20 protein-coding genes and 1 pseudogene are annotated in these 21857 nt (G+C 64.0%); 10 read left to right on the top strand and 11 right to left on the bottom strand.

Annotated features, from left to right (window positions below):
• Window positions 1-43: 43 nt before the first annotated feature.
• The 5 genes from QRN42_RS09380 to QRN42_RS09360 all read right to left on the bottom strand — a co-directional run bounded on the left by QRN42_RS09380 (window position 44) and on the right by QRN42_RS09360 (window position 7203).
• On the bottom strand, window positions 44-1012 hold the full coding sequence (locus tag QRN42_RS09380; RefSeq protein WP_284978962.1) for an NAD-dependent epimerase/dehydratase family protein: 969 nt from the start codon (window positions 1010-1012) through the stop codon (window positions 44-46).
• Window positions 1009-3696, bottom strand: coding sequence for an alpha/beta fold hydrolase (locus QRN42_RS09375; RefSeq protein ID WP_284978961.1), 2688 nt, complete (start codon window positions 3694-3696; stop codon window positions 1009-1011). The genes QRN42_RS09380 and QRN42_RS09375 overlap by 4 nt, the downstream gene beginning before the upstream one ends.
• Window positions 3690-4712, bottom strand: a complete 1023-nt coding sequence (locus tag QRN42_RS09370) for a 3-oxoacyl-ACP synthase III (RefSeq protein ID WP_284975914.1) — start codon at window positions 4710-4712, stop codon at window positions 3690-3692. The genes QRN42_RS09375 and QRN42_RS09370 overlap by 7 nt, the downstream gene beginning before the upstream one ends.
• Window positions 4713-4979: 267 nt before the next feature.
• Window positions 4980-6260 (bottom strand): ABC transporter permease, encoded by a 1281-nt coding sequence (locus QRN42_RS09365; protein WP_284978960.1) that lies wholly within the window; start codon window positions 6258-6260, stop codon window positions 4980-4982.
• A 1-nt stretch (window position 6261) separates the two neighbouring features.
• Window positions 6262-7203: an ABC transporter ATP-binding protein gene (locus QRN42_RS09360; protein ID WP_284978959.1), complete on the bottom strand. Its 942-nt coding sequence runs from the start codon at window positions 7201-7203 to the stop codon at window positions 6262-6264.
• Window positions 7204-7409: 206 nt separating this feature from the next.
• On the opposite strand from QRN42_RS09360, the gene QRN42_RS09355 reads away from it, so the two are divergent.
• The 5 genes from QRN42_RS09355 to crcB are packed head-to-tail and all read left to right on the top strand — an operon-like array spanning window position 7410 to window position 11020.
• A complete protein-coding gene (locus QRN42_RS09355; protein ID WP_284975917.1) occupies window positions 7410-7946 on the top strand; it encodes a PadR family transcriptional regulator in 537 nt (178 codons plus the stop codon).
• A 3-nt stretch (window positions 7947-7949) separates the two neighbouring features.
• Window positions 7950-9662 carry an ABC1 kinase family protein gene (locus QRN42_RS09350; RefSeq protein WP_284978958.1) on the top strand — a complete coding sequence of 571 codons (1713 nt, stop codon included), beginning with the start codon at window positions 7950-7952 and terminating at the stop codon, window positions 9660-9662.
• Between the two features lie 47 nt (window positions 9663-9709).
• The gene (locus tag QRN42_RS09345) at window positions 9710-10222 is read left to right on the top strand and encodes a universal stress protein (protein WP_284978957.1); all 513 of its coding nucleotides are present in this window, start codon (window positions 9710-9712) and stop codon (window positions 10220-10222) included.
• Window positions 10212-10652, top strand: coding sequence for a fluoride efflux transporter FluC (locus tag QRN42_RS09340; protein WP_284978956.1), 441 nt, complete (start codon window positions 10212-10214; stop codon window positions 10650-10652). The genes QRN42_RS09345 and QRN42_RS09340 overlap by 11 nt, the downstream gene beginning before the upstream one ends.
• Complete coding sequence (crcB, locus tag QRN42_RS09335) at window positions 10649-11020, top strand: fluoride efflux transporter CrcB (RefSeq protein ID WP_284978954.1); 372 nt, start codon at window positions 10649-10651, stop codon at window positions 11018-11020. The genes QRN42_RS09340 and crcB overlap by 4 nt, the downstream gene beginning before the upstream one ends.
• Before the next feature lie 60 nt (window positions 11021-11080).
• Here the strand turns inward: crcB and corA are convergent, their stop codons facing one another.
• Together corA and QRN42_RS09325 are read right to left on the bottom strand one after the other, a co-directional pair.
• Complete coding sequence (gene corA, locus QRN42_RS09330) at window positions 11081-12076, bottom strand: magnesium/cobalt transporter CorA (protein WP_284978953.1); 996 nt, start codon at window positions 12074-12076, stop codon at window positions 11081-11083.
• 17 nt (window positions 12077-12093) lie between these two features.
• Window positions 12094-12597, bottom strand: coding sequence for an Lrp/AsnC family transcriptional regulator (locus QRN42_RS09325; protein WP_284978951.1), 504 nt, complete (start codon window positions 12595-12597; stop codon window positions 12094-12096).
• A gap of 154 nt (window positions 12598-12751) precedes the next feature.
• On the opposite strand from QRN42_RS09325, the gene QRN42_RS09320 reads away from it, so the two are divergent.
• Entirely contained in the window at window positions 12752-13987 is a 1236-nt protein-coding gene (locus tag QRN42_RS09320; protein ID WP_284978950.1) for an MFS transporter, read from the top strand.
• A 17-nt stretch (window positions 13988-14004) separates the two neighbouring features.
• Here QRN42_RS09320 and QRN42_RS09315 read toward each other — a convergent pair whose 3' ends face one another.
• Window positions 14005-14511 carry an Lrp/AsnC family transcriptional regulator gene (locus QRN42_RS09315; protein ID WP_284975925.1) on the bottom strand — a complete coding sequence of 169 codons (507 nt, stop codon included), beginning with the start codon at window positions 14509-14511 and terminating at the stop codon, window positions 14005-14007.
• Window positions 14512-14579: 68 nt separating this feature from the next.
• Entirely contained in the window at window positions 14580-15803 is a 1224-nt protein-coding gene (locus QRN42_RS09310; RefSeq protein ID WP_284979043.1) for an MFS transporter, read from the bottom strand.
• A gap of 159 nt (window positions 15804-15962) precedes the next feature.
• On the opposite strand from QRN42_RS09310, the gene QRN42_RS09305 reads away from it, so the two are divergent.
• Window positions 15963-16937 carry a LysR family transcriptional regulator gene (locus tag QRN42_RS09305; RefSeq protein WP_284979042.1) on the top strand — a complete coding sequence of 325 codons (975 nt, stop codon included), beginning with the start codon at window positions 15963-15965 and terminating at the stop codon, window positions 16935-16937.
• Here the strand turns inward: QRN42_RS09305 and QRN42_RS09300 are convergent.
• The gene (locus tag QRN42_RS09300; protein ID WP_284978949.1) at window positions 16912-17952 is read right to left on the bottom strand and encodes a nitronate monooxygenase; all 1041 of its coding nucleotides are present in this window, start codon (window positions 17950-17952) and stop codon (window positions 16912-16914) included. The genes QRN42_RS09305 and QRN42_RS09300 overlap by 26 nt on opposite strands.
• Before the next feature lie 41 nt (window positions 17953-17993).
• Between QRN42_RS09300 and QRN42_RS09295 the strand changes: the two genes are divergently transcribed.
• A complete protein-coding gene (locus tag QRN42_RS09295) occupies window positions 17994-18941 on the top strand; it encodes an N-acetylglucosamine kinase (protein ID WP_284978948.1) in 948 nt (315 codons plus the stop codon).
• 31 nt (window positions 18942-18972) lie between these two features.
• On the opposite strand, the gene QRN42_RS09290 is transcribed toward QRN42_RS09295, so the two are convergent.
• On the bottom strand, window positions 18973-20004 hold the full coding sequence (locus QRN42_RS09290; protein ID WP_284978947.1) for a pirin family protein: 1032 nt from the start codon (window positions 20002-20004) through the stop codon (window positions 18973-18975).
• Between the two features lie 50 nt (window positions 20005-20054).
• On the opposite strand from QRN42_RS09290, the pseudogene QRN42_RS18005 reads away from it, so the two are divergent.
• Window positions 20055-21014, top strand: a pseudogene (locus QRN42_RS18005) (glycoside hydrolase family 35 protein); the annotation flags it as partial.
• Window positions 21015-21137: 123 nt separating this feature from the next.
• A complete protein-coding gene (locus QRN42_RS18000; RefSeq protein ID WP_350224871.1) occupies window positions 21138-21851 on the top strand; it encodes a glycoside hydrolase family 35 protein in 714 nt (237 codons plus the stop codon).
• Window positions 21852-21857: the final 6 nt, after the last annotated feature.

The following is a 21857-nucleotide window of genomic DNA, read 5'->3' as shown; positions in this document are numbered from 1 at the left end:
CCGATCCGGCGTGGTGGCGGAAAGTACGTCAGGGTGTGCCGAATCAAGCGCGGTAGTAGTCCGCTAGCCGGGCCAAACCTTCATCGAGGGTGACGGCGGGCTTCCAGTCGAGGAGCTCGTGCGTTTGGCGCTGGTCGAACCAGTGGGCAGTGGAAAGCTGCTCAGCGAGGAACTGCGTCATGGGTGGTTCTTCTTGGCGCCCGGCCCAGGTCCAGGCTTTTTCCACCAGTTTTCCTGCCGTACGTGCCAGCCGCCCAGGAACAGCCCAAGCAGGGGCGGGCACGCCACCGGCGGCACATATGCCGGCCAGCAGCTCGCCGATAGGGCGGGGCTCGGCGTTGGTTACCACCAAGGCCTTGCCGTGAACGTAGTCCATGCGGCCAAGGGCTGCGACGATCGCTGCCGCCGCGTTGTCGATGTAGATGGTGTCGATCAGGGCCGCCCCGGCGTCCAGAAGCGGCAGGCGACGGCGGCTGGCCCGGTCAAGAACCCGTTCGACCAGTTGGGTGTCACCCGGGCCCCAGACGATATGCGGACGCAATGCCGTCACACGGAATCCTGGTGCGTCAGCAGCCAAGGCCAGAAGTTCCGCCTCAGCTTTGGTCCGTGAGTACTCGCCATGGGCGTGCACGGGGTCAGGCGGCTCCGCGCCCAGCCCGGCGATCGCAGTTCCTGAGTTCGCAACGGAAGGGGAGGAGATGAAGACGAGATCCCGCACCCGTGCCCGCCGGGCATGATGGACCAAGCGGCTGGTGCCTTGGACGTTGATGGCATCGAACTCTGCGGCCTTGCCGGTGAAGGAGACCTTCGCGGCGAGATGGATGATTCCTTCTGCGCCCTGGACGGCACCCCGGACCGCTTCATCGTCCGTGACCGACCCGCGCACGTCAGTAACGCCGTCGACTCCGGAAGCCCTGCGTTGAAAGGTCGTGACGTCGTGCCCATGAGTCACGAGCAACCGGGCCACTTCCCGGCCCAGCAGCCCGCTTGCTCCGGTGACCAGGACCCTCATGGCTTTCCGGGGCGGCCGCCGGCAAGTACGCGCGTAGCCCACCGCGACAGCCGGCTCCTGTCGATCTTGGCGTTGTGCCTGATGTCCGTGGGAAGGTTGGGAACCACCAGGACAGCGGACACGGAGACTCCAGCCTCCCGGGCCGCAGCACGAACCCGCTGAGCGAGTTGGGGCGTGGCGGGACCAGCGGTGTGGCTGGCCGGCTCAGTTTCGACGACGGCGACGACGACCTGGGTCCCCGCGGGCCCGACGCCACCTATGGCTGCCGCCTTGATGCCGTCCAAGCGTTCGATGGATTGCTCCGAGCCCACCGGCGTGACCACAGCGTCCGGCGCGGTAACCACATGCGCCAGGCGCCCCTCAACCCACAGGCGTCCTGCCCCGTCGAAGTGTCCAACATCGCCGGTGCGATGCCACCCGGGGACGTCGGTGCTCCCTTGCTGGGTCAGCCAAAGCCGGTCGTAGGAGTCCTTCACGTGCGCAGCGCTGACCAGGATTTCTCCTGTCACTCCCGCATCCGTTAGGGGTGTGGAGGCGGGTGCGCTGCCGTCGCTCGCCAAAGGCACGATTGCCACACGGGCACCGTGGACGGGCCAGCCGACGCACACGCCGTTACCGGCGCCGACGACGATGCCTGCAGACGCATCCGAGGCCGCGGCTTGGATCTGCTCAAGGGTGATGTCGGCGACGGGCAGCGCCTCGGTCATCCCGTAAGGGGTCCGCAGTGACGCCGCGGGCAGCAAGCGCTGGACTTCTGCCAAGAGCGGTTCGGGGATGGGAGCACCGGCAGAGAGCAACAGGTCCACGCCCGCCAGTCCTTTCCGGTCTGCCTCCCGCAGGCCGTCTTGTGTTGCCAACACGTTGCGCAACGCTGCGGGCGAGGCAAAAACGACCGTCGCATTGATGGCAGCAATAGCGTCGGCCAATGCTCGTGCCGTCAGCGTGCGGGGGGAGGTGACGTCCATGGCGGGCGTAACGGAAACGGCACCCAGTGCGGGCCCCAACAATGCGAAGGGCGCGAATCCAGCCACCAGCCGGGCACCCGCACGGATTCCGAAGGTCGCGGCCAGCGTGTCCCGGGTCGCGGCCAACTGCTGGTGCGTGTAGACCACGCCTTTCGCCGGGCCGGTGGAACCGGAGGTAAAGAGGACCGCGGCCGGAGCCGTGGGGTCGACGACGGCCCCAGGAGTTTGCCCGTCACGTCCAGCTGAAGGCCTGCCCAGGGAGGTGAGCGAGGTGCGCACTCCGAGGAGCCGACGCCGGGCGGCTGGAAGGTCCTTAACGCTGATACGCTCACCGGGCCAGCCCAAAGCGGAGGCTGCAGCCAGCGCCTTATCGATGCCAATGAGGAAATCGGGTGTGGCACCTTTCACGGCACGGCTGAGGCCCTTGGTTCCCAGTCCGGCGTCGGCAACGATCACGACGGCACCCAACCGCAGGCAGGCGTACAGGGCAACTGTCAGATCCACGCCTGGCGGAACCATCAGGCTCACCCGGCTGCCAGGGCCCACTCCGGCGCCAGCCAGTCCGGCAGCGAGATCCAGGACGTTCCGGCGCAGTTGTTCCCAACTCAGGGAGCGGGCGGTGGAACCATCCGCGGCCATTTCCACGACGGCGGTTTCGCCACCGCCGGGCGACAAAGCCTGCTCGTCCAGGAGGTCCCAGAGGGGTCGGAAGCCTTCGGATTTGGTTGCGCCTGCCAAGCCCGTGTCTTCAGCGCCTGCATCTTCTGCCGCGCCGGGGGACCCTGCAACGCCCTCGTTCGCGGCGAGCCATTGGAAGATTGGTCCGGCAATATCCCGGTCTTCGGCCACAAGGTGCCCAGCACCTTCGAAGCGGTGCACGTCCGCATGGGGCAGGCGGTTGATCAAGTCCTTGAGGTACCGGTCCGAGAAGATAGGGTCCCGCGGGCCCCAGAGCATGAGGGCGGGGACATCCAAGGTGCGGAGGCCTTCGGCGATGTCCTGCAGCGTCGGAAAACTCGGATGGGACGGGGTGCGCGGAATATCTTCCACGAAGTTCCCCACGCCGGCCCTGCGGTGCCGTCCCCGGTACGGCGCCATGTATGCCTTCCGGACATCGGCGGGCAGCGGCGGGTGGGCCAGAGAGTGTGTCACTCGCAGGAAGGCGTCCGACGTCGTCGTTCCCCATTGGTGCACGGCCGGGTGCAGGGCGAGCCGGAGCGCCGCGGGGAGCGGGCTCGTAGCGGGCTGATGCACTGCCGTGTTGGTCAGGACCACGCCCGTTACCAGCTCAGGATGGGCCAATGCCCAGCCCAGGCTGATCACGCCGCCCCAGTCATGGCCAACCGTCACCACCGGTCCTTCCACACCGAGCGCGGCGGTCAGGTCTCCAAGGTCATTGACCCGGTCCGGCAACCGCCTAAAAGTGTTGGTGCGGGCCGAATAGCCCATGTCCAGTTGGTCCACGGCGATGACGCGCCACGGATGCGCGGGATCGGATCCGGCGGCCAGCAGGGTTCGCCACAAATAGGACCAGGTGGGGTTGCCATGCACACAGAGCAACGTGCCGACAGGAACCAGGCCACGGCGGGAGAGCTGGGCCTCGTTGTCAAGCAGGTGCCACCGCCGGACTGTTCCCGGAGCATCAACAGCTGTTGTGGATCTTACGGATACGGTCCGGGACCATTCCGGATCAACGCCTGGCCAATGTGCGGTTACCATACGATTTCCAGCATGCCCGCATTCAGTCCTGAGCCGACGCCCATGCACAGGACGCGGTCCCCGGCGCTCAATGATTGGGCCTCCGCAGCCAGTGTCATCGGCAGGGACGCCGGGCCCACGTTGCCCCAGTGGGGGAACGTGATGGGGACCCTGTCCGGGTCCAGGCTGATGGCATTAATGATGGCCTGCGTGTAGGCGTTGCTGACCTGATGGGTGACATAACGGTCCATCGTTGCCCAGTCCCATTCGGGCTGCGCTTCGTGCCACGCGTCGACTACCAGTTGCAGGCCGCCGTCGAGCAAGCCCTTGGTATCGGTGGTCATGCCATCGATACCGCCGACGCATAGTTCGTGGTGCTCGGTGCCGGCACGCATGACACCGCCCACCAGCCGGTGGCCGCCCTGGTGCTCGTCCGCCGGGCCGAGAACGGCTGCAGCCGCGCCGGATCCAAGCGTGAGGGTGGCAAACTCCCGGCTGAAGTCTTCACGGGTGGTCTCGGGCCTTTGGAGTCGCGCCAAGGTGGCCTCTTGGGTGAGCTGGGAGTCCTCGCCATTGACGATGATGGCGTACCTGATCTGGCCGGAGTCGATCATGTTGGCTGCCAGGATCAGGCCGTTCACGAAACCAAGGCAGGCGTTGGCCAAGTCAAAGTTCATGGCCGAGGACGGGAGCCCGAGCTCGTGGTGGATCTTCACTGCCACGGAAGGTTCGAGGTTGCGCCGGGTCACGGACGTATTGATCAACAGGCCGATCTCGGAGGCTTCGACGCCGGATTCAGCCAAGGCTTTGGCGCCTGCTTCCACCGCTGCGTCGTCAAAAGACGTGCCGTCGGCCCACCAGCGCCGGTGGGTAACGCCGGCCACCCGCTCCAGTAGGCGGGGAGGGAACTTCAGTCGTCGCAGTGTCGGGGCAAGTTTGTGGTCGAAATCCTTGGAACTCACGATCCTCGGAGCTTCGATGCTGCTGATCGAGAGCAGCGCGGTGTTGCTGTGCCGGAAGGTTGCGTTCCCTGCCAATTCAAGCCCCTGTTCATTTCCGTCCTGCAGTCTTGCGGTGACTGTACCCCGTAAGACTGAGCCCAAGCCCATTGCATGTGGTGCTTTTGGTGGGTGCCCCATCCTCGGCGCAGCCTAGGCAGCCGTTAAGGCGCCAAGCGGCTTTAACGCACCCATCGGCCCTTAATGCACCATGCAGGCTTTTAATCATGACAGACAACCGGAGCAGTTCTGACCGGCCGTGTAGGCGGACAGTGCCAGCGACAGTGCCAGCGACAGTGCCAGGGTCTACTTCCCGGCGAGTTCGGCAGGCCGCCGTCGGAGGGTTTTGGTGATGGAGAGTTTGGAGCCGTACTGGATGGAGCCGTAGCGGAAAAGGTGCACAGCAAGGCGCAGGATGACTATTCCCAAGAGGAAAAGCATGGCGATGACCACTATGGCTTCACCGGTGCTCAGTGTCCCGAACCCGTTCCGGAGCATGGCCGTCACCGGGGCGGAGAGCGGGAAGAAAGTAAAGACCCGGACGATAGGCGCGGAGGGATCGGACAAGATCAGGCTAATGGCGTAAAACGGCACAAAGATCAGGGCCATGAGGGGGCCAAAGACCACTGCCGCCTCCTTGGCTGTGGGCATGACCGCGCCGATCGCCACCAGTACGGCGGTGAAGAGGGTGAAACCGCTGATCAGTAACAGCGCCCCGACGATCATGGGACCGGGTTCGAACGTCAGCGCGGACAAATCCACGTCCGGGAGTGCAAGCCGGTCACGGAAAAAGAGATAACCGATCACGATCGGAGCCAGGAAAACGGTGACTTGGACCAGCCCTACCAAGAACAGGGAGATGATCTTTCCCACGATCAGTGTTGTGGGGTTCAGGGTGGTCAAGATCATCTCGGTGACCCTGTTTTCCTTCTCTTCAAGGGTGCTGTTCAGCATCTGGTTGGAGAGCAGGATGATGACTACATAGAACAGCAGCAGGAACATCAACGGCGGGAGGGCCGCCCCCAACCCTCCTGATGGTTGGCCTTCCCGGAAGGTCTCAGTGTCCACACGGACATCGCCCCCGGTAGCTGCGGTGAGTGTGGGAGAGCCGATCTTTTCCTGGGCCGCGATGGCCAGGACTTGTTTGGCGACTGCCTCGTAGGTGTTGTTGGCGAAGACGCCTTTGTCCACGCCGTACACCTTGACAGGGTCCTTGGCCGGATTCGCCGGGTAGGCAAAGTAGGCCTCGCTGGTGCCGCTTTTTACGGCGGCCAAGGCCGTGGCCGGGTCCTGTGCCTTCCTTCCGCCCATGGCTCCGGCGAGGGATTCAGGGATGATGCCGGAAGCATCGGTGTACATGAAACTCAGTGCCGCGTTCTTCTGCGCCTGGGTGGTTGCACGGGTTGATGAGTTACTGGCAAAGACCAAGACGAAAATGACGGCCATGACCACGGGGATGGCCAACGTGGCGATCCAGAACCGCCTTTTCTTGATGGTGCGGGTGAATTCGAAGCCCACCACTGTCCCCAGGTTGTGGTGCGCTTTTGTGGTTCGCCGTGCACGGGCAAGTCTGGGTGCCGGTGTCATGTCAGGCCTCCGTTAAGGTGTTCTGGTCGCCGTACACGCGGATGAAAATCTCCTCCATCGAGACCCGTTCCGTAGTGAAACGCTTGACCTCGACGCCGGCTTGGATGAGTTCACGAACGACGGCGGCTTCGGTGGCCCCGTGCAACGGAACCAGATCGGCTGTGCCGCTGCTGGTGGATGTGACTCCGGTGGCGCGATACAACGTCGACGGCGGGAGGTCGCCGTCGTACGCCACGCGGTAGACGGTCCCGCCGAACTGTTCCTGAACGGCGGAAATAGTGCCGTAGGCCTTGGCGGTTCCGTCTTTGAGGAGGATCACGCGGTCGCAGAGCCGCTCCACCTCTTCCATCTGGTGGGTAACCATGATGACCGTAGCGCCGCCGCGTTTGTGTTCTTCGATGATGTCCATCAATAGGCGTCGGTTGACGGGGTCGAAGCCTTTGGTGGGTTCGTCCAGGATGAGCAGTTCGGGGTTATTCATGATGGTGACGCCAAGCTGGATCTTTTGCTGTTGGCCGCCGGAGAGCTTGTCGATCTTCACTGCGGCCTTGTCCGCAAGTTGCACACGTTCGAGGTATTCCAGGGACCAGTTGCGTGCCGCGGCCTTGCTCAGGCCTTTGAGCCGGCCGAAGTAGACCATGACGTCCAGGACGCGCTCCTTCTTATACAGGCCGCGTTCCTCGGGCAGGTAGCCCAGGCGTGCCCCGTCCCGTGGTTCAAACACTTTGCCGGCGATATGCAACGTGCCGGCAGTGGGCTGGTAGATGCCCAGGAGTGCCCTCAAGGTGGTGGTCTTTCCGGAGCCGTTGCTGCCAAGGAAGCCAAACGTTTCGCCTGCGTAGACGTCGAAGGAGAGGTCCTTGATGACCGTTGTGTCTCCAAAGTCCATCCGGAAATTCTCGATGTGCACCAACGGCTCTTTGGCGCTGCCCCCTGCAGTCATAAACTCACTGTATAAGTTCTTGAAATTTTTGCGTCACGATTCGATGTTGAAGCGCACTGTTCCTTTAAGCATGCTCAATCCGTCGGCACCATCTCTTCCTTGCACTGGGGTTTTTGACGTTTTCCTGACCTTGCTGTGGCTCTTCCCGTTGAGTATGTCGTTGGCTATCGTTGAGTATCGTTATCGATCAAATTGAGGTGGGCGCGATGCGTGATTCATTTCCTGGCACCGGTTTCATTGGAAGCAACCTGGACGGCATGTGGCAGGCGGTCGAAGAGTTCCGTTCAAGGTTCGAAAAGAGGTCGGGCACACGTGCCGGGCGGGGCGAACTGCGCACTGCAGTACTGGCGCTGCTGGCCGAACGTCCCATGCACGGGTACCAGATCATTCGCGAGATCGAGGAGCGTAGCGGTGGCAACTGGAAGCCCAGTGCGGGCTCGGTCTACCCGACGCTCCAGCTGCTCTCAGATGAGGGCTTGGTCAGTTCCGAGGAGTCCAACGGCAGGAAGATCTACTCACTGACGGAGGCAGGACGTGAGGACGTTGCTGGCGCCGAAACGTCGTCGCCCTGGGAGTCCGCGGCCAGTGGACCCGGGTTTGCAGCGTTACCCAAGGCCGGCGTGGAGCTTGCCCAAGCGGCGGCCCAAGTAGGCCGCACCGGAACGCCGAAGCAGGTGCAGGAGGCAGTGGGAGTGCTCGAGGACGCCCGGCGACGGTTGTACGCAATCCTCGCCCAGGACTGACGGTTGGCGTCGGTTCACCACGCTCGGGCTGATCCGGACACCCGTGCCGGAAACACCCGTGCCCGTTACCGTCGGATCCTGCGCTTCGCGGCCTGGCACCTCGCAGTAGCGTGGTGGTTCGAACTTTTCCTTCCACGGATCGGCCTGCGCCATGTTGCGGATCGGAACCGGTCCGAGCGGATGCTGAGGTTTGCACGGCGATTCCGCAACCTCGCGGTGGATCTGGGCGGCTTGATGATCAAGGTCGGCCAGTTCATGTCCTCCCGGTTGGACGTGCTCCCGCCGCAGATCACCGCTGAGTTGGAGGGCCTCCAGGATGAGGTCCCGCCTGTGCCCTTCCCGGCAATCCGCGCGCTGGCCGAGGCGGAACTCGGTGCACCACTGGAGGCGGTGTTTGCCTTCGTGGAAGAGAAACCCATGGCCGCCGCGTCCCTTGGCCAGGCGCACCGGGCGCACCTCCTCCCCGGCAACGCCGCAGACACGGGACTCGGACGCGTTGTGGTTAAGGTGCAGCGCCCGGGGATCGCCGCAATTGTCGACGTCGACCTCGCCGCCCTTCGCAAAGTGGGCCGCTGGCTCAGCCGAATCCGCGCGGTAGCCAACCGCGCCGACGTGCCGGCCCTGGTGGAGGAGTTCGCGCAGACCAGCCTGGAAGAAATCGACTACCTCAACGAGGCCGCTAACTCGGAACGCTTCGCCGCCGACTTCGCCCACGATGACCGGGTGACCGTTCCAGAGGTCGTCTGGGAGCGGACCACCCGGCGGGTTCTGACCCTTGAAGACGTCACGGCAATCAAGATCACTGATGCCGCGGCCCTCCGCGCGGCCGGCATCGACCCCGCGGAAGTGGCCCCGGTGTTTGCCGCCGTCATGTTCGACCAGCTGTTCACCAACGGCTTCTTTCATGCAGACCCCCACCCGGGGAACATGTTCATTACCCCCATGGCCGGGTCGTCGTCGGAACAGCCATGGAAGCTGACGTTCATCGACTTCGGCATGATGGGGGAGGTGCCGCCACAGACCAGGGCGGGGCTGCGGAAACTGTTGATAGCTGCGGCCGCCCGCGATGGCAAGGGACTGGTAGCGGCGATCCGTGACGTCGGCGTGCTGGTTCCGTCTGCGGATCCTGCCGGGCTCGAGCGGGCCATGACGCAGCTTTTCGCCCGCTTCGGCGGAATGGGATTTGCCGAACTGCGCGACGTCGACCCCAGGGAGTTCCGGGACTTTGCAGCCGAATTCGGAGATGTGGTCCGTTCACTGCCGTTCCAGCTACCGGAGAACTTCCTGCTGATCATCCGGGCGATGTCCTTGACCTCCGGAGTATGCAGTTCCTTGAATGCACGCTTCAATCTCTGGGACTCGGTGGAACCGTATGCTGCCCAGTTGTTGCGCGACGAGCGCGGAAACCTTGTCAGGGACGTCGCTGCCCAAACAGTTGACATCGCCTCGCTCGCTTTGCGCATGCCCCAACGCCTCGACAACGTCCTCAGCCGAATCGACGAGGGCTCGGTGCAAGTGGCCATCCCCAGGCTCGAACGGCAGGTTTCGCTGCTGGTGCGCATGGGTCAACGGGTTGCCTATGCTTTGGTCTTTGGAGCGCTGTTGCTGGCTGGCGCCGTGATCCGGGTCAACGATACGGCGCTGAGCAACGTGCTCATGATCGGCTCCGTGATCCCGCTGCTCTTCGGGCTGGTGCTGGGACGCCGCCGGCCGTAGACCGGCCGAATCCCGAAGGACAGCCAGCGTTCGTGAAAGGATGTGCCATGACCGAACCCCCGGCTTCGAGCTCCCCGACCCTCAACGGGCCCGTCGTAGTGGGCGTCATGCCCGGGCAGCGGCCCGCCGTCGTCGAACAGGCTGCCAGGCTGGCGGCCAGTGCGGGACTGGCGCTGGTGTTCGCCTATACGGATGTGACCGTTTATCCGGTGGACGGTACTTTGGGCGGACCTGCAGCCCCGATCGATCCCGACGGCGTTGACGACGTCGCAGCAGGCTTCCCCGAGTCCCTGGCAGATGACCTCCGGCGGCAGTTGGCGCCCTTCGGTGTTCCCTGGTCCACCGTGCTCCTGGCCGGCGAACCCGCCCACGCACTGGCGCGCGAAGCTGCAAACGTTGGAGCGTCGATGATCGTGGTGGGCACACGCGGGCACCGGTTATCGGCAACGCTGAAGGACTTGGCGGGCTCGGTGGCACGTCAATTGCTTCGCCGCCAGGACAGGCCGGTGCTGGTTGTACCCGTTGATTCCCGGGGCGCGGACCGTCACGATGAGCACTAAGCCTAAACGCCCGGTCCATCTTCACTGGGGCTTTATAGGAATCGTGGGGCTAGGGGGCATTGGGGGAGCGCTGGTGCGGTATGGCTTGGGCCTGGTGCTTCCAGCGCCCGGTGGTTGGCCGCTACCCACGCTGTTCATCAACCTCACCGGGGCGTTGGCGCTCGGCGCCCTTCTGGAAGGGCTTTCCCGTAGAGGGCCCGACGTCGGACGCCGCCGGGTCCTGCGGCTCGCCTTGGGGACGGGCTTCTTGGGGGCGTACACAACGTACAGCACCCTGTCATTGGACGCCGTGCATTTGTTCGCTGCCGGGGCTGCTCCGGCAGCAGCGGGCTACCTTGCCGCCAGCTTGCTTGGTGGTGTCGTGGCCACCACTGCAGGCATCTGGCTCGGCGCCTGGCAGCACAGGCGTGTCCTTGGTCGGATCCGATGACGGTGGTGCTGCTGGCCCTGGCCGGGGGACTTGGTGCCATCGCACGGTTCGTGGTGGATGGGCTCCTCCGGGCCAAAGTGCGCACAGCCCTCCCGTGGCCCACCATCCTGATCAACATCTCAGGCTCGGCGCTCCTTGGCTTTCTCGCCGGACTGGTGATGCGCGGGGCCGCGCCCCAGTCGCTGCAACTGGTCCTCGGGACGGGTCTCATGGGCGGCTACACAACGTTCAGCACAGCGAGTCTGGAAACCGTCCGCTTGGTGCAAAGCGGACGGACGGGGTTGGCCTTGGTGAACGCGCTGGGGTCGATGGTGGCCGGCGTCCTGGCAGCTGCCTTGGGCCTAGGGGCGGCGTTGATGTTGCCCTGACTGCTGGTGCCCTGACGAAGGTTGCCCTGACGAAGGTTGCCCTGACCACTCCGTGGGACGTTACAACCAGCCCTTGCGCTTGAAGATCAGGAACATCACCAACGCGGCGCCGATCATCATCCCGATCGCCATGGGATACCCGTACGCCCAGTGCAGTTCCGGCATGACATCGAAGTTCATCCCGTACACCCCGGCCACAAAGGAGGGGGCAAAGAAGATCGCTGCCCAGGACGAGATTTTCTTGACCTGCTCGTTTTGCGCGGCGCTGGCCTCGTTCTGCCGATTTGCCGTGAGCGTGCCGTCAAGGGTCAATGCGTTTTGGAGCAGGTCCCTGAAGGCGTTGGCCCTGGAGATGAGGTGCTGGACGTGGTCCTCCACGTCGCGCAGGGAGCGTTGGAGTTCGATGTCCACCCCATATTTTTGGAAGCCCCCTTCAAGGAGGCTGATAATGTCCGGAATTGGCTGGATGGCCCGCTGGAACTGGATGACCTCGCGGGCGAGCTCGTAGATTCGCCGGGAAACGGTCGAATCGCCGGCGAAGAGCTGGTCTTCGATCTCGTCAATGTCATTTTCGAGCCCGGCGACAACCGGTCCGTAGTCGTCCACCACCTGGTCAAGGAGGGCATACAGAACGGCCTCGGGGCCGTGGCACAGAAGGTCCGGACGTTGTTCCAAACGATGGCGTACTTGGGCGACGCCAGGGGTTTCCGCGTGCCGGATGGTGACCACGAAGTTCGGGCCGGTAAAGACGTGCAATTCACCAAATTCGACCGTCTCCGCTTCATCCACGTACCTCGCTGGCCTCAGGACGGTGAAGAGGTTGTTGTCGTAGCGTTCCAACTTGGGTCGCTGGTGTGCGGAAATGGCATCCTCTACGGCGAGTGCGTGGAGCCCGAACTCTGCGGCTACTCCGGCCATCTCCTCTTGCGTGGGCCGGTAGAGCCCGATCCACGCCATGCCTCCGTGCCTGGCAAGGGTCTCGAATGTTTGCTCAAGGCTATCCGGGGTGGCTGTCCGTACACCGTCTACGTAGACGGCATTGTCGATAATGGTCACGGAAGAACGCTACTCCATCACTGGGGCCGACCCGCCCCGGCAGCCATCCGGCCGATCAGCGGCTCGGTCCTGTAAGGGATGTGGGTGTGCAGCGCCAACACGGTTTCAGTCCGGATGACGCCTTTGGTGCGGAGAACCGAGCGCAAGGCCGATTGCAGGTTGTGGGTGTCCGTTGCCACCACCCGGCACCACAGGTCGCCGCGACCGGAAATTTCGTGCACTTCCAGTACCTGCGGTATCAGGCGGAGGGCGCCGATCACGCCGTCGAGCTCCCGGTGCGTCACTTCGATAGTGACGAAAGCGACGACGTCGTATCCCACCTTCTCCAGGTCAACTTCCCGGCCAGCTGCGTGCAGCACACCGGAACGAAGCAGTCGCTTCAGGCGGCTCTGCGCTGTGTTGCGGGCAATCCCCAACGCCTCGCTGAGCTCGGCGATCTGGATCCGCGGGTCCTTGATGAGTTCGAGCAGGATTTTCAGGTCCATCGGGTCAAGGGTGTTCAAATGATCACTCCAGCTCATTGGTGAGGCACGTCTTTGCTTGTTTTGATCAATCTTCGCACCTCATTCGTTCTTGCCGCGCAGTGATGCGGCATTCTGTTGCCACCAATACATTGCTGCCCGGAAACGTCCCACAAGGATGGAGCCGGTTGCTGATCAGCCCGAGGACATGGAAATGACTGTCTTAAGCGAACTCCGCATGCGTCCGGCCACCGCCGGGCGTGGGGGATGGGATGCGTCCACCACTGCCAGGCTGGTGCTGGCCGGCGTCGTAATCTTCACGTTGCTGGTGGGCGCCAACCTCGCGACGCCGCTGTATCCCTTGCTGCAGGCCAGGCTGGGCATGTCCTCGCTGGATGTGACGGTCGCTTTCTCCAGCTATGTGCTGGCACTCGTGGGCGTCCTCATGGTGGCCGGGCATTGGTCGGACTATATCGGCCGTCGGGCTGCCTTGGTGTTGGCGGTATTGGTGGGCCTTGCAGGTGGCATGATCTTTGCCGGTGCCCACAGCCTGGTGGAGCTTTGCCTCGGACGCGCGCTGCAGGGCGTGGCTGTTGCGCTCGCAACAGGAGCCAGCTCAGCTGCTTTGCGCGAGTTACTCCCGCAACGGCCTGACTGGGCTTCCCGGTTTACGCTGCTTTCCTCGGCCGGGGGAGTGGCCGCTGGCCCGGCGATCGGCGGCATGTTGTCGCTTCTTCCCGATCCGACACGGACGCCCTACTACATTCACTCGGCAGTGCTGCTCGCTGCCCTGGTTCCGTTATGGATGCTGAAGGCCAGGCCCGCCATTGCGCCCGCCCCGGCGACCAAGGCGTTCAAAGTCCTGGCGCCACGAAAGCCATCGGTCTCCCGGGACGCCCGCGGAGCCTTTTGGATGGCGGCCTCCACCGGCTTCCTCAGCTTTGCCGTTTTCGGGTTCTGCTTGTCCTTGGCACCGGGCTACTTCGCCGTCGTGGTGCATGCAGACTCCCGGCCATTGATCGGTGTGCTGGCCGGAGTCACGCTGGGCTCGTCGGCCCTCAGCCAATTGCTCGGCGTCCGTGGCCGATTGGTTGTTCCGGTCAGCTTGCTGGTGCTCGGAGTGTCCGTTGTCTTGGTAGGCGCTGCAGCAGCCTGGTCCAGTCCTTGGCTCCTCGTGCTGGCAAGCATCACCGCCGGCATGGGCCAGGGAATTGCCTTCCGCCAGGTTTTCAACGAGGTGGCCGGAAAAGTAGAGGCGGCACGCCACGCACAAGTCATCAGCACGGTCTATGTGATCACCTACTTGGGAAGTGCTGTTCCGGTGATCGGCCTCGGCCTGGCCGTTTCCGCGGTAGGGCTCCAAGCCGCCGTCGTCGGATTCACGGTGCTCTGCGGTGCGGCAGCGCTGCTGCTTGCCGCTGTCTCCTTCAGGCAAACAGCACGCGCCTAAGGGGCACTCAACCCGAACTATTCCGGCAGCGGTCCTCGGTTGCCGGGGATGTGCTGGAAGACCATGGTGGTTTCCGTGTGGCCCACCACGGGGTCGGTGGCCAGGTTGTCCAGCAACCAGTTGCGCAGGTCATCGGTGTTTGCGACGGCGATGTGCAGTAGGTAGTCGACCGAACCCGTTGTGTGGAAGGTCGAAATGACGGCGGGAAGTTTGGGCACCCGCGCGGTGAAACGATCAATCTGGTCACGGTCGTGAGCGCGGAGGCGCACCGCGATCAGCGCCTGAACGGAGCGGCCGATCGCCGGAAGGCTAAGGACCGCCTCGAAGCCTTCAATAATGCCGCGTTCCGACAACGCCCTGGTCCGCATCAGCGCTGTGGACGGCGCGATCCCCACCAGCTCGGCGAGTTGTTTGTTGGAGATGCGGGCATCATCCACCAAGGCTGCCAGGATCCGTTCGTCGATAGCGTCCAGCGGTTCTGCAGCGCCCGTGTTGGGGCGAATATTCTTCGCGGGGTTGCTCACGAATCCTCCTGAAAGTGCGTTTGACTCATCCTAGTGGCTCATTTCAGGCAATCGTCCCACCGAGCGGATCAGGTGGCGCGGCGTCCCGGGCGGTGCACTACCCAGATGACTGCCGCCGTCGTGCAGGAGAGGACGATGACGCCGCCCGCCAGGGCCTGCCAACCAAAGGTTTGGAATGCCAGTCCGCCTGCCCAGCCGATGACACTGGAGCCAAGGTAATAGGACAAGTTGTACAGCGATGCTGCCTGTGCGCGCCCGGTTGTGGCAATGGCTCCCGTCCAGCCTGAGCCGACGCTGTGGGCGGCGAAGAACCCGCCAGTGAAGATCACCAGCCCGGCCAGGATGGCTGGCAGGTTGCCGGCGAGCGTCAGGGCCAAGCCTGCTGACATGATCGCGATCCCGCTGACCAGGACGTTACGGCGTCCGTAGCGAGTGGTCAGTCCGGCGGCCCATCGGGAGCTCAGGGTCCCGGAAAGGTAGGCCACGAAGATGAGGCTGACAAGGGAAGCAGGAAGGGCGAACGGTTCTGCATGAAGGCGGAAGCCGAGGTAGTTGTACACGGCAACGAAACCGCCCATGAGGAGGAACGCCTGCAGGTAGAGGGACAAAAGCCGGGGGTTGCGGGCATGGCCTGCCAGAGTCCGTAGCGCTCCGCGAAATCCCATCGCCGCTGCCGGGCTGAACCGGCGTTGCTTGGGGACAAGGACCAGGAACAGGATGGCCGAGATGGTTGCGAGCACCGAGACGGCCCAGGTGGCCGCACGCCAGCCCCACAATTCGCCCACCGGGCCGGCCACCAAGCGGCCGGCAAGGCCGCCAAGGGTGGTCCCGGCTACGTAGCTCCCTGCCGCGAGGGCCGTGTGCATTTTGGTGACTTCCTCGTTGAGGTAGGCAATGGCAATTGCCGGGATACCTCCCAAAGCCATGCCTTCCAAGGTCCTGATCGCCAGCAGCAGGGGCAAGCTGGGGGCCAACGGAACCAGCAGGCCAAGCAACGTTGCCGCCGCGATGCCGATAGCCATGGCACGGACCCGTCCAATCCTGTCCGCTACGAAGGACCAAGGCAGTACGGCGATGGCCAGGCCGACGGTTGCCAGGGAGATGCTGAGAGCGGCCTCGGCCGCAGTGATCCGGAGATCGCTCGCCATGATCGGCAGGACAGCTTGGGTGGAGTACAGCTGCGCGAACGTCGCCACACCGGCCAAGGCCAACGCGATCAGAACCCGGCGATACCCGGACGAGCCTTTTGCATGGCCGTCCCACTTATCGACGCCGGTTTCCGCTGTACTGATTTCTGCTGTACGGACCTCTGCTGTACTGATCCCTGCTGTGCCCAGCTCCGCTCTATCCACCCAACAAGGCTAGGCGGGGCCGAACCTGCTATCCAATGCATGAGTTGCCTAGAATTGATGCACTAATGCATGAATAACGTCAGTCGGCAGGGGAGCCCCGTGGAACCGGATCATCAACAGCTCGTACAACTCCTACCCCTCATGCCCTTACTGGCCGAGCTCGGGCGCACCGAGCACATGACGGAAACCGCGGAGGTCCTGGGAGTTCCACAATCGACCGTCAGCCGGGCGGTATCCCGTGCCAGCGCGATCATCGGCATGGACCTTCTGGTCAGGGACGGACGGGGAATTCGCCTGACTCCGGCGGCAAAAACACTGTTGCCCTATATCGAAGCAGCGCTGGAGGACTTCCAAGCCGGGCTGGACAGGGTCCGGCAGGAATCGGAGGTAGTTCGGGGACGCATCGGGGTCTCCTTCCAACACACCTTCGGTGAGGCAACGCTTCCATTGCTTATCAGTGCGTATCGCAGTGACCATCCGCAGACCCTTTTCGAACTGCGGCAAGGGCCCCGGGATGATTGCCTGAGGGAACTGGCCGCGGGCGAAACGGACTTTGCCCTCACTGCACCCCTTGCCCCCGAAGGTAAGGGCATCCGCTCGCTGCCGCTTTACCGTGAGCCGTTGCGGGTAGTCCTTCACTACCGCCATCCTTTGGCGGAGCGGTCCAGCATCCACCTTTCTGAACTGCGGCACGAGCCCTACGTAACACTCCCGGTGGGCGTGGGCCTGCGGTCATTGGGTGAAGCGCTTTTACGGGAGGCCGGCTTCCGTCCCCGGATCGCTTTCGAAGTCCAGGAGTCCACCTCTGCGCGGGGCTTGGTTTCAGCCGGGCTGGGATTCAGCATCCTGCCACCCGCTGGTCCTGGTTACGGCACCGGCCAGTTCCTGCCCAAAGCGGAACTCGGCCTCGTTGAAGTGGCGATTGAATCCGACATGGCGTTCCGGCAAATCGGCATTGCGTGGCGCGAACGGAGCTTCGAGCCGGAAGCGGTCCGCCTGTTCCGCCAATTGGTGGCCACGCGGGGTGAAGCCTTGTTGTCAGAGTTGGTCAGAGCCCGCTCAGGAACTCACTGACTATCACTCGGGCAGGTCGTGTACCGGCATTCCGCCAGCCGGTCCCCGCCCAGAGGTTCAAACGGTGCGGATCGCCTGCTGCGGATGCCGCAGAGCGGATCGAAGAGGTCAGGTGATGGATAGCCGGGTAGCCCTCCGGTGCATCCTCATGGTCACGCACGAAGTCGTTGACCAACGCACGCGCCCAGCGCCCGGTAAAGGCCCGGGTCATGGTTGTCTGCGTAAAAGCAGGGTCACCCAAGGCATCCTTATGCAGCTGCCTGGCACCACTTTCCGGGGTCCGAACCAATGCAGTTCCTATCTGCCCGGCCACGGCTCCCGCTGCCAGCACCTTACTCAGGTCAGATCCGTCCATGATCGAACCCGCCGCTATCAGCGGAAGTCCGACGGCGGCACGCACTTGGGCGACCAGTTCCGCCGTCGTGCCGGCAGCCGGCGAAACCGCAGATCTGTCCGCCGGAAGGAAGGCCGCGGAGTGCGCGCCCGCAGAGGCGTGCTGCACAACGAGGGCGTCCGGACCCTCCTCCGCAGCAGCCAATGCTTCGGACACACTTGTGACGCTGGATATGACGCGGGAACCTGCCTTCTGCAACGCGCGGACCACAGCCCTGCCCGGCAGTCCGAAAGTGAAGCTCACAGCTTCCACAGGGTCTTCCAAGAGGGCGTCGATCTTGTCGCGCCAAGCGTCGTCATCATCGAAGCGGAGAGCGGGTAAAGGCACCCCGAACCTGGCGGCCTCAGGCTCGAGCATGGCCCGGTAGGCCGCAAGCCGGGCCTTGGTTTCGCTCGACGGGGCAAGTTGGGCCACATCCGGCACGAATACATTCATGCCAAACCGGATGCCCAGCGCCTTGGCCGCCGCGATGTCCGCCGTCATCGCCGTCGGACTCTTGTAGCCGGCGGCAAGGAAACCGAACCCGCCGCCGTCGTGAACTGCCTGGACCAATGCGGTGGTGGAAGTTCCACCTGCCATCGGTGCTCCAATGAAGGGCGTATCAAACAAGGAATCAGACATGGGCGGTTTCTCCTCCGGACGCTCCACGCTAGTCTTTCACGGTGAACAATCCTGACTCCTCAACGCATTCCCGCACGCAGCCGGACTCTACCGACAGCTCGGTAGGCGGCACGGTCATCGGACTCGACATCGGGGGCACCAAGACCCGGGGAGTGCGGTTCGAACACGGCACAGCGGTACGGGATGAGAGCGCCGGAAGTTCCAACGTCCAAAATGTCAGCCGCGACGTGGCCGCAGCGAACCTCGCCGAGCTGTTCGGCAAGATCGGCGGAGGCCAGGTGGACGAGGTCTACGCGGGGGCCGGCGGTATCGACACGGACGAGGACGCCCAGGCGCTCGCAGACTTGATCGCACCACACGTGCCCGGAGCGCGGATCACGGTGGTTCACGACTCACGGCTGCTGCTTGCAGCCGGTGGCGCGAGCACAGGAGTCGCCGTTATCGCCGGTACCGGCTCGGCCGCCTGGGGAAGAAACGACGCCGGAGAAGAAGCCCGCGCCGGTGGTTGGGGCTACCTGCTGGGGGATGAGGGAAGCGGGTACTGGCTGGGACGCGAAGCGGTACGGCACAGCCTCCGGCTCATGAACAAGGGCCTCGCGCCGGATCGTCTGAGCAGTGCGCTCCTGGAGTCCTGCGGGTTGGACGAGCCCGGCAAATTGATCGCACTCTTCCATTCGCCGGCAACGGGCCGCCGGTACTGGGCGCAGCAAGCCAGGATCGTTGTGGAGGCCGCGGACGACGGCGACCCGACGAGCCAAGATCTGGTGGACCAAGCCGGGCGGGACCTGGCAGTCCTGGCTGAGCAGGTGGTTCGCCAACTGGGCCTGGACGGACCTGTCATCTTGGGCAGCGGGCTGGGGACGAACGTGCGGCGGCTACAGGAGGCGTTCATTGCCACGTTGTCCGGGAGGGGCATTGAGGACGTGCGGATCCTCGCCCAGGACCCCGTGTTCGGCGTCCCCCGGCTGGTGGCCGAGCAGCGGGGCTAGCAGGCCAAGCCGGACAGCCCCTTCAGCACACTCAGCCGCGGGTCCGCGGACGAAGCTTGACCCCGGGGAGCTGGGGGGCGGGTATGCGGCCGGCCTCGGGGCCTGCGTCCGGGCCGTGGCCCGGCACCAAGCCGAAGCGTGAGGCGGCGGCAGCATCGTCGTCGAGCAATCCCTCGGCTTGCCATTCTTCCCGGGCTTTCTCCACTTCCTCGTGCGTGCGCCCCACGAAGTTCCACCACATGAGGAGGTCTTCGCCGAACGGCTCGCCCCCGAGCAGCATGAAGCGGGTCTCCGCAGCAACCTCCAGCCGGAGGTTGGAACGGCCTGCGCCGAGATAGGCCAAGGGGCCTGGTTGGACGTCGACGCCGTCGATCACTGCGCTGCCGTCCAGAATCAAGATTGCATGTTCGAAATCCGGGCGCAGCGGCAGTTCCAGGCTTCCGGTCCCAGTGATGTCCGCTCCAACGATAGGGCTGAACATTGTGGCAGGGGAGCTCTTCCCGGCGAATTCGCCCACCATGACTGTGGCGGTGAAACCGGGGCCCTCGGCCACCGGGAGGTCGCGCTGCTGCTCGAACGACGGCGCGCGGTGCCGGTGCTCCTCGGGGAGGGCCACCCAGAGTTGAAGTCCGCGGGAGACAGGGATCTCATCCACCAGGGGGCTGGATCCATCCGGGGTGGTGGCAGGCAGGGCCGAAAACTCGGAGTGGGAAATTCCGTGGCCCGCGGTCATGATGTTGAGCTCGCCGGGCTGGACCACGACGTCGCTCCCAACGCTGTCCCGGTGGCGCACTGCACCCTCGAGCGGCCAAGTAACGGTTTGCAAGCCCATATGCGGATGCGGCAGGACACTCATGGCCACACGATCCGGACCAAATCTATCCAGGAAGCACCAAGCGCCCACGGTGGGAAGCCCGCGCTGGGGCAGGGTCCGGAAGACGTTCATGGCGCGAACACCGCCCAAGGGAACCTCGCGCTCGGGCCACAACTGGACGCATGGTCCTTGACCCTCCGGCGCAGCGGGGCAAACTTCCTGCGCCGGGGAAATGTCGAGATTGGTCATTTGTTCATCACCTGTGCATAAATGTTGTATTTTGAGCTAATCTGCTCACTATGAACAACGCCCTGCTGAGCTATGGTGACGCTGTCCTTTACCGCTCGGGTGAACCGTACCGCATCCTCGCAGGAGCCATCCACTATTTCCGTGTCCACCCGGAACTCTGGCAGGACCGGCTGCGTCGGCTCAAAGCGATGGGCGCCAACACCGTGGATACCTACGTGGCGTGGAACTTTCACCAACCCAAGCGCGGCGCGGCTCCGGACTTCACTGGCTGGCGGAACCTCGGCCACTTTATCGACCTCGCCCAGTAGGAGGGCCTGGACGTGATCGTCCGTCCGGGTCCGTACATTTGCGCCGAATGGGATAACGGCGGGTTCCCGGCGTGGCTGACAGGTATCCCCGGAATCGGCCTCCGGTGCCTTGACCCGATGTTTACGGCCGCCGTCGAGGAATGGTTCGGTCACCTTCTGCCCATCATCGCCGCCCGGCAGGCGGCCAATGGCGGTCCGGTGGTCGCCGTGCAGATTGAAAATGAATACGGCAGCTACGGCGATGACCATGAATACATCCGCTGGAACAAGCGCCTGCTGGAACAAGGCGGCATCACTGAACTCCTGTTCACGGCCGACGGCGGCACGGACTATTTCCTCGACGGCGGCTCAGTGGACGGAACGTGGGCGACGGCGACGCTGGGAAGCCGGGGCGATGAAGCCGTGGCGACATGGAAACGACGGCGGCCTGATGAACCCTTCTTCAACGTCGAATTCTGGGGCGGGTGGTTCGATCATTGGGGCGAGCCCCATCACCGACGCGACGCCGAAGAGGCCGCACAGGAAGCCCGCAAGATCCTGGATCTCGGCGGTTCTTTGTGTGTCTACATGGCCCATGGAGGTACCAACTTTGGCTTGGGCTCGGGCAGCAACCACGATGGCACCAGGCTTCAACCGACGGTGACCAGTTACGACTCCGATGCTCCTATTGCCGAGAACGGCACGCTGACATCGAAGTTCCAGGCCCTGCGCCAGGAGTTTTATCGAGCCCAGTCAATAACGGACCTGCCTGAGCTCCCGCCGGAGCTGCTCGCGGATAATCCAGTCGTTCCTGCGCGATCGTTGCCGCTATCCCGAGGGCAGGACGTGCTGACGCTGGCACGGGGTGCCGGCGAGCCGGTCCACAGCGCCACGCCGCTCAGCTTCGAAGAGTTGGGGCTCGACGGCGGGATGGTCCTCTACGCGGCAACGGCCATCCTGCCGGGACTTCCGGATGCACCCGCCGAGTGCCGGTTGAGAATCACCGGGCTTCACGACCGCGCCTATCTTTGGATCGACGGGAGATTCGCCGGGGTACTGGACGACACATCCGGGGACGAGGGTGTGGTGGCTACCGGCACAGGAGCTCCGGCAAAGATCGAGATCCTGGTGGAAAACCTTGGCCGGATCAACTACGGGCCGCTGATCGGACAGGGGAAGGGGATCCTGGGCGGCGTCCTGGTCAACCAGCGGTATACGTTCCATTGGACGCACATTCCTCTTGCGCTCGCCGAGTGGGAACCCGCACGCCTGGAAGGCCTGGCCGTGGCCGAGTTCGACGTGGACGTTCCTGCCGATACCTACATTGCACTCCCGGATTCGGGCAAAGGATTCCTGTGGCTCAATGGCTTCTTGCTGGGCCGTTATTGGAACAAAGGTCCGCAAGTCACACTGTACGCACCGGCCCCCTTGCTCAAGGCCGGACGCAACAGCGTCAAGGTGCTCGAACTGGGCAAGCCGGGGACCGTCGTCGAACTTCGGGACGCGCCGGACCTGGGACCCGTGGAAGCGGGCCCTATCGCGGCAGCGGAACTCCCTTAACGTCCG

Origin of the sequence: Arthrobacter sp. fls2-241-R2A-200 (assembly GCF_030209745.1) — a bacterium.
GTDB lineage: Bacteria > Actinomycetota > Actinomycetes > Actinomycetales > Micrococcaceae > Arthrobacter.
This window is presented reverse-complemented; position numbering and strand designations above follow the sequence as displayed.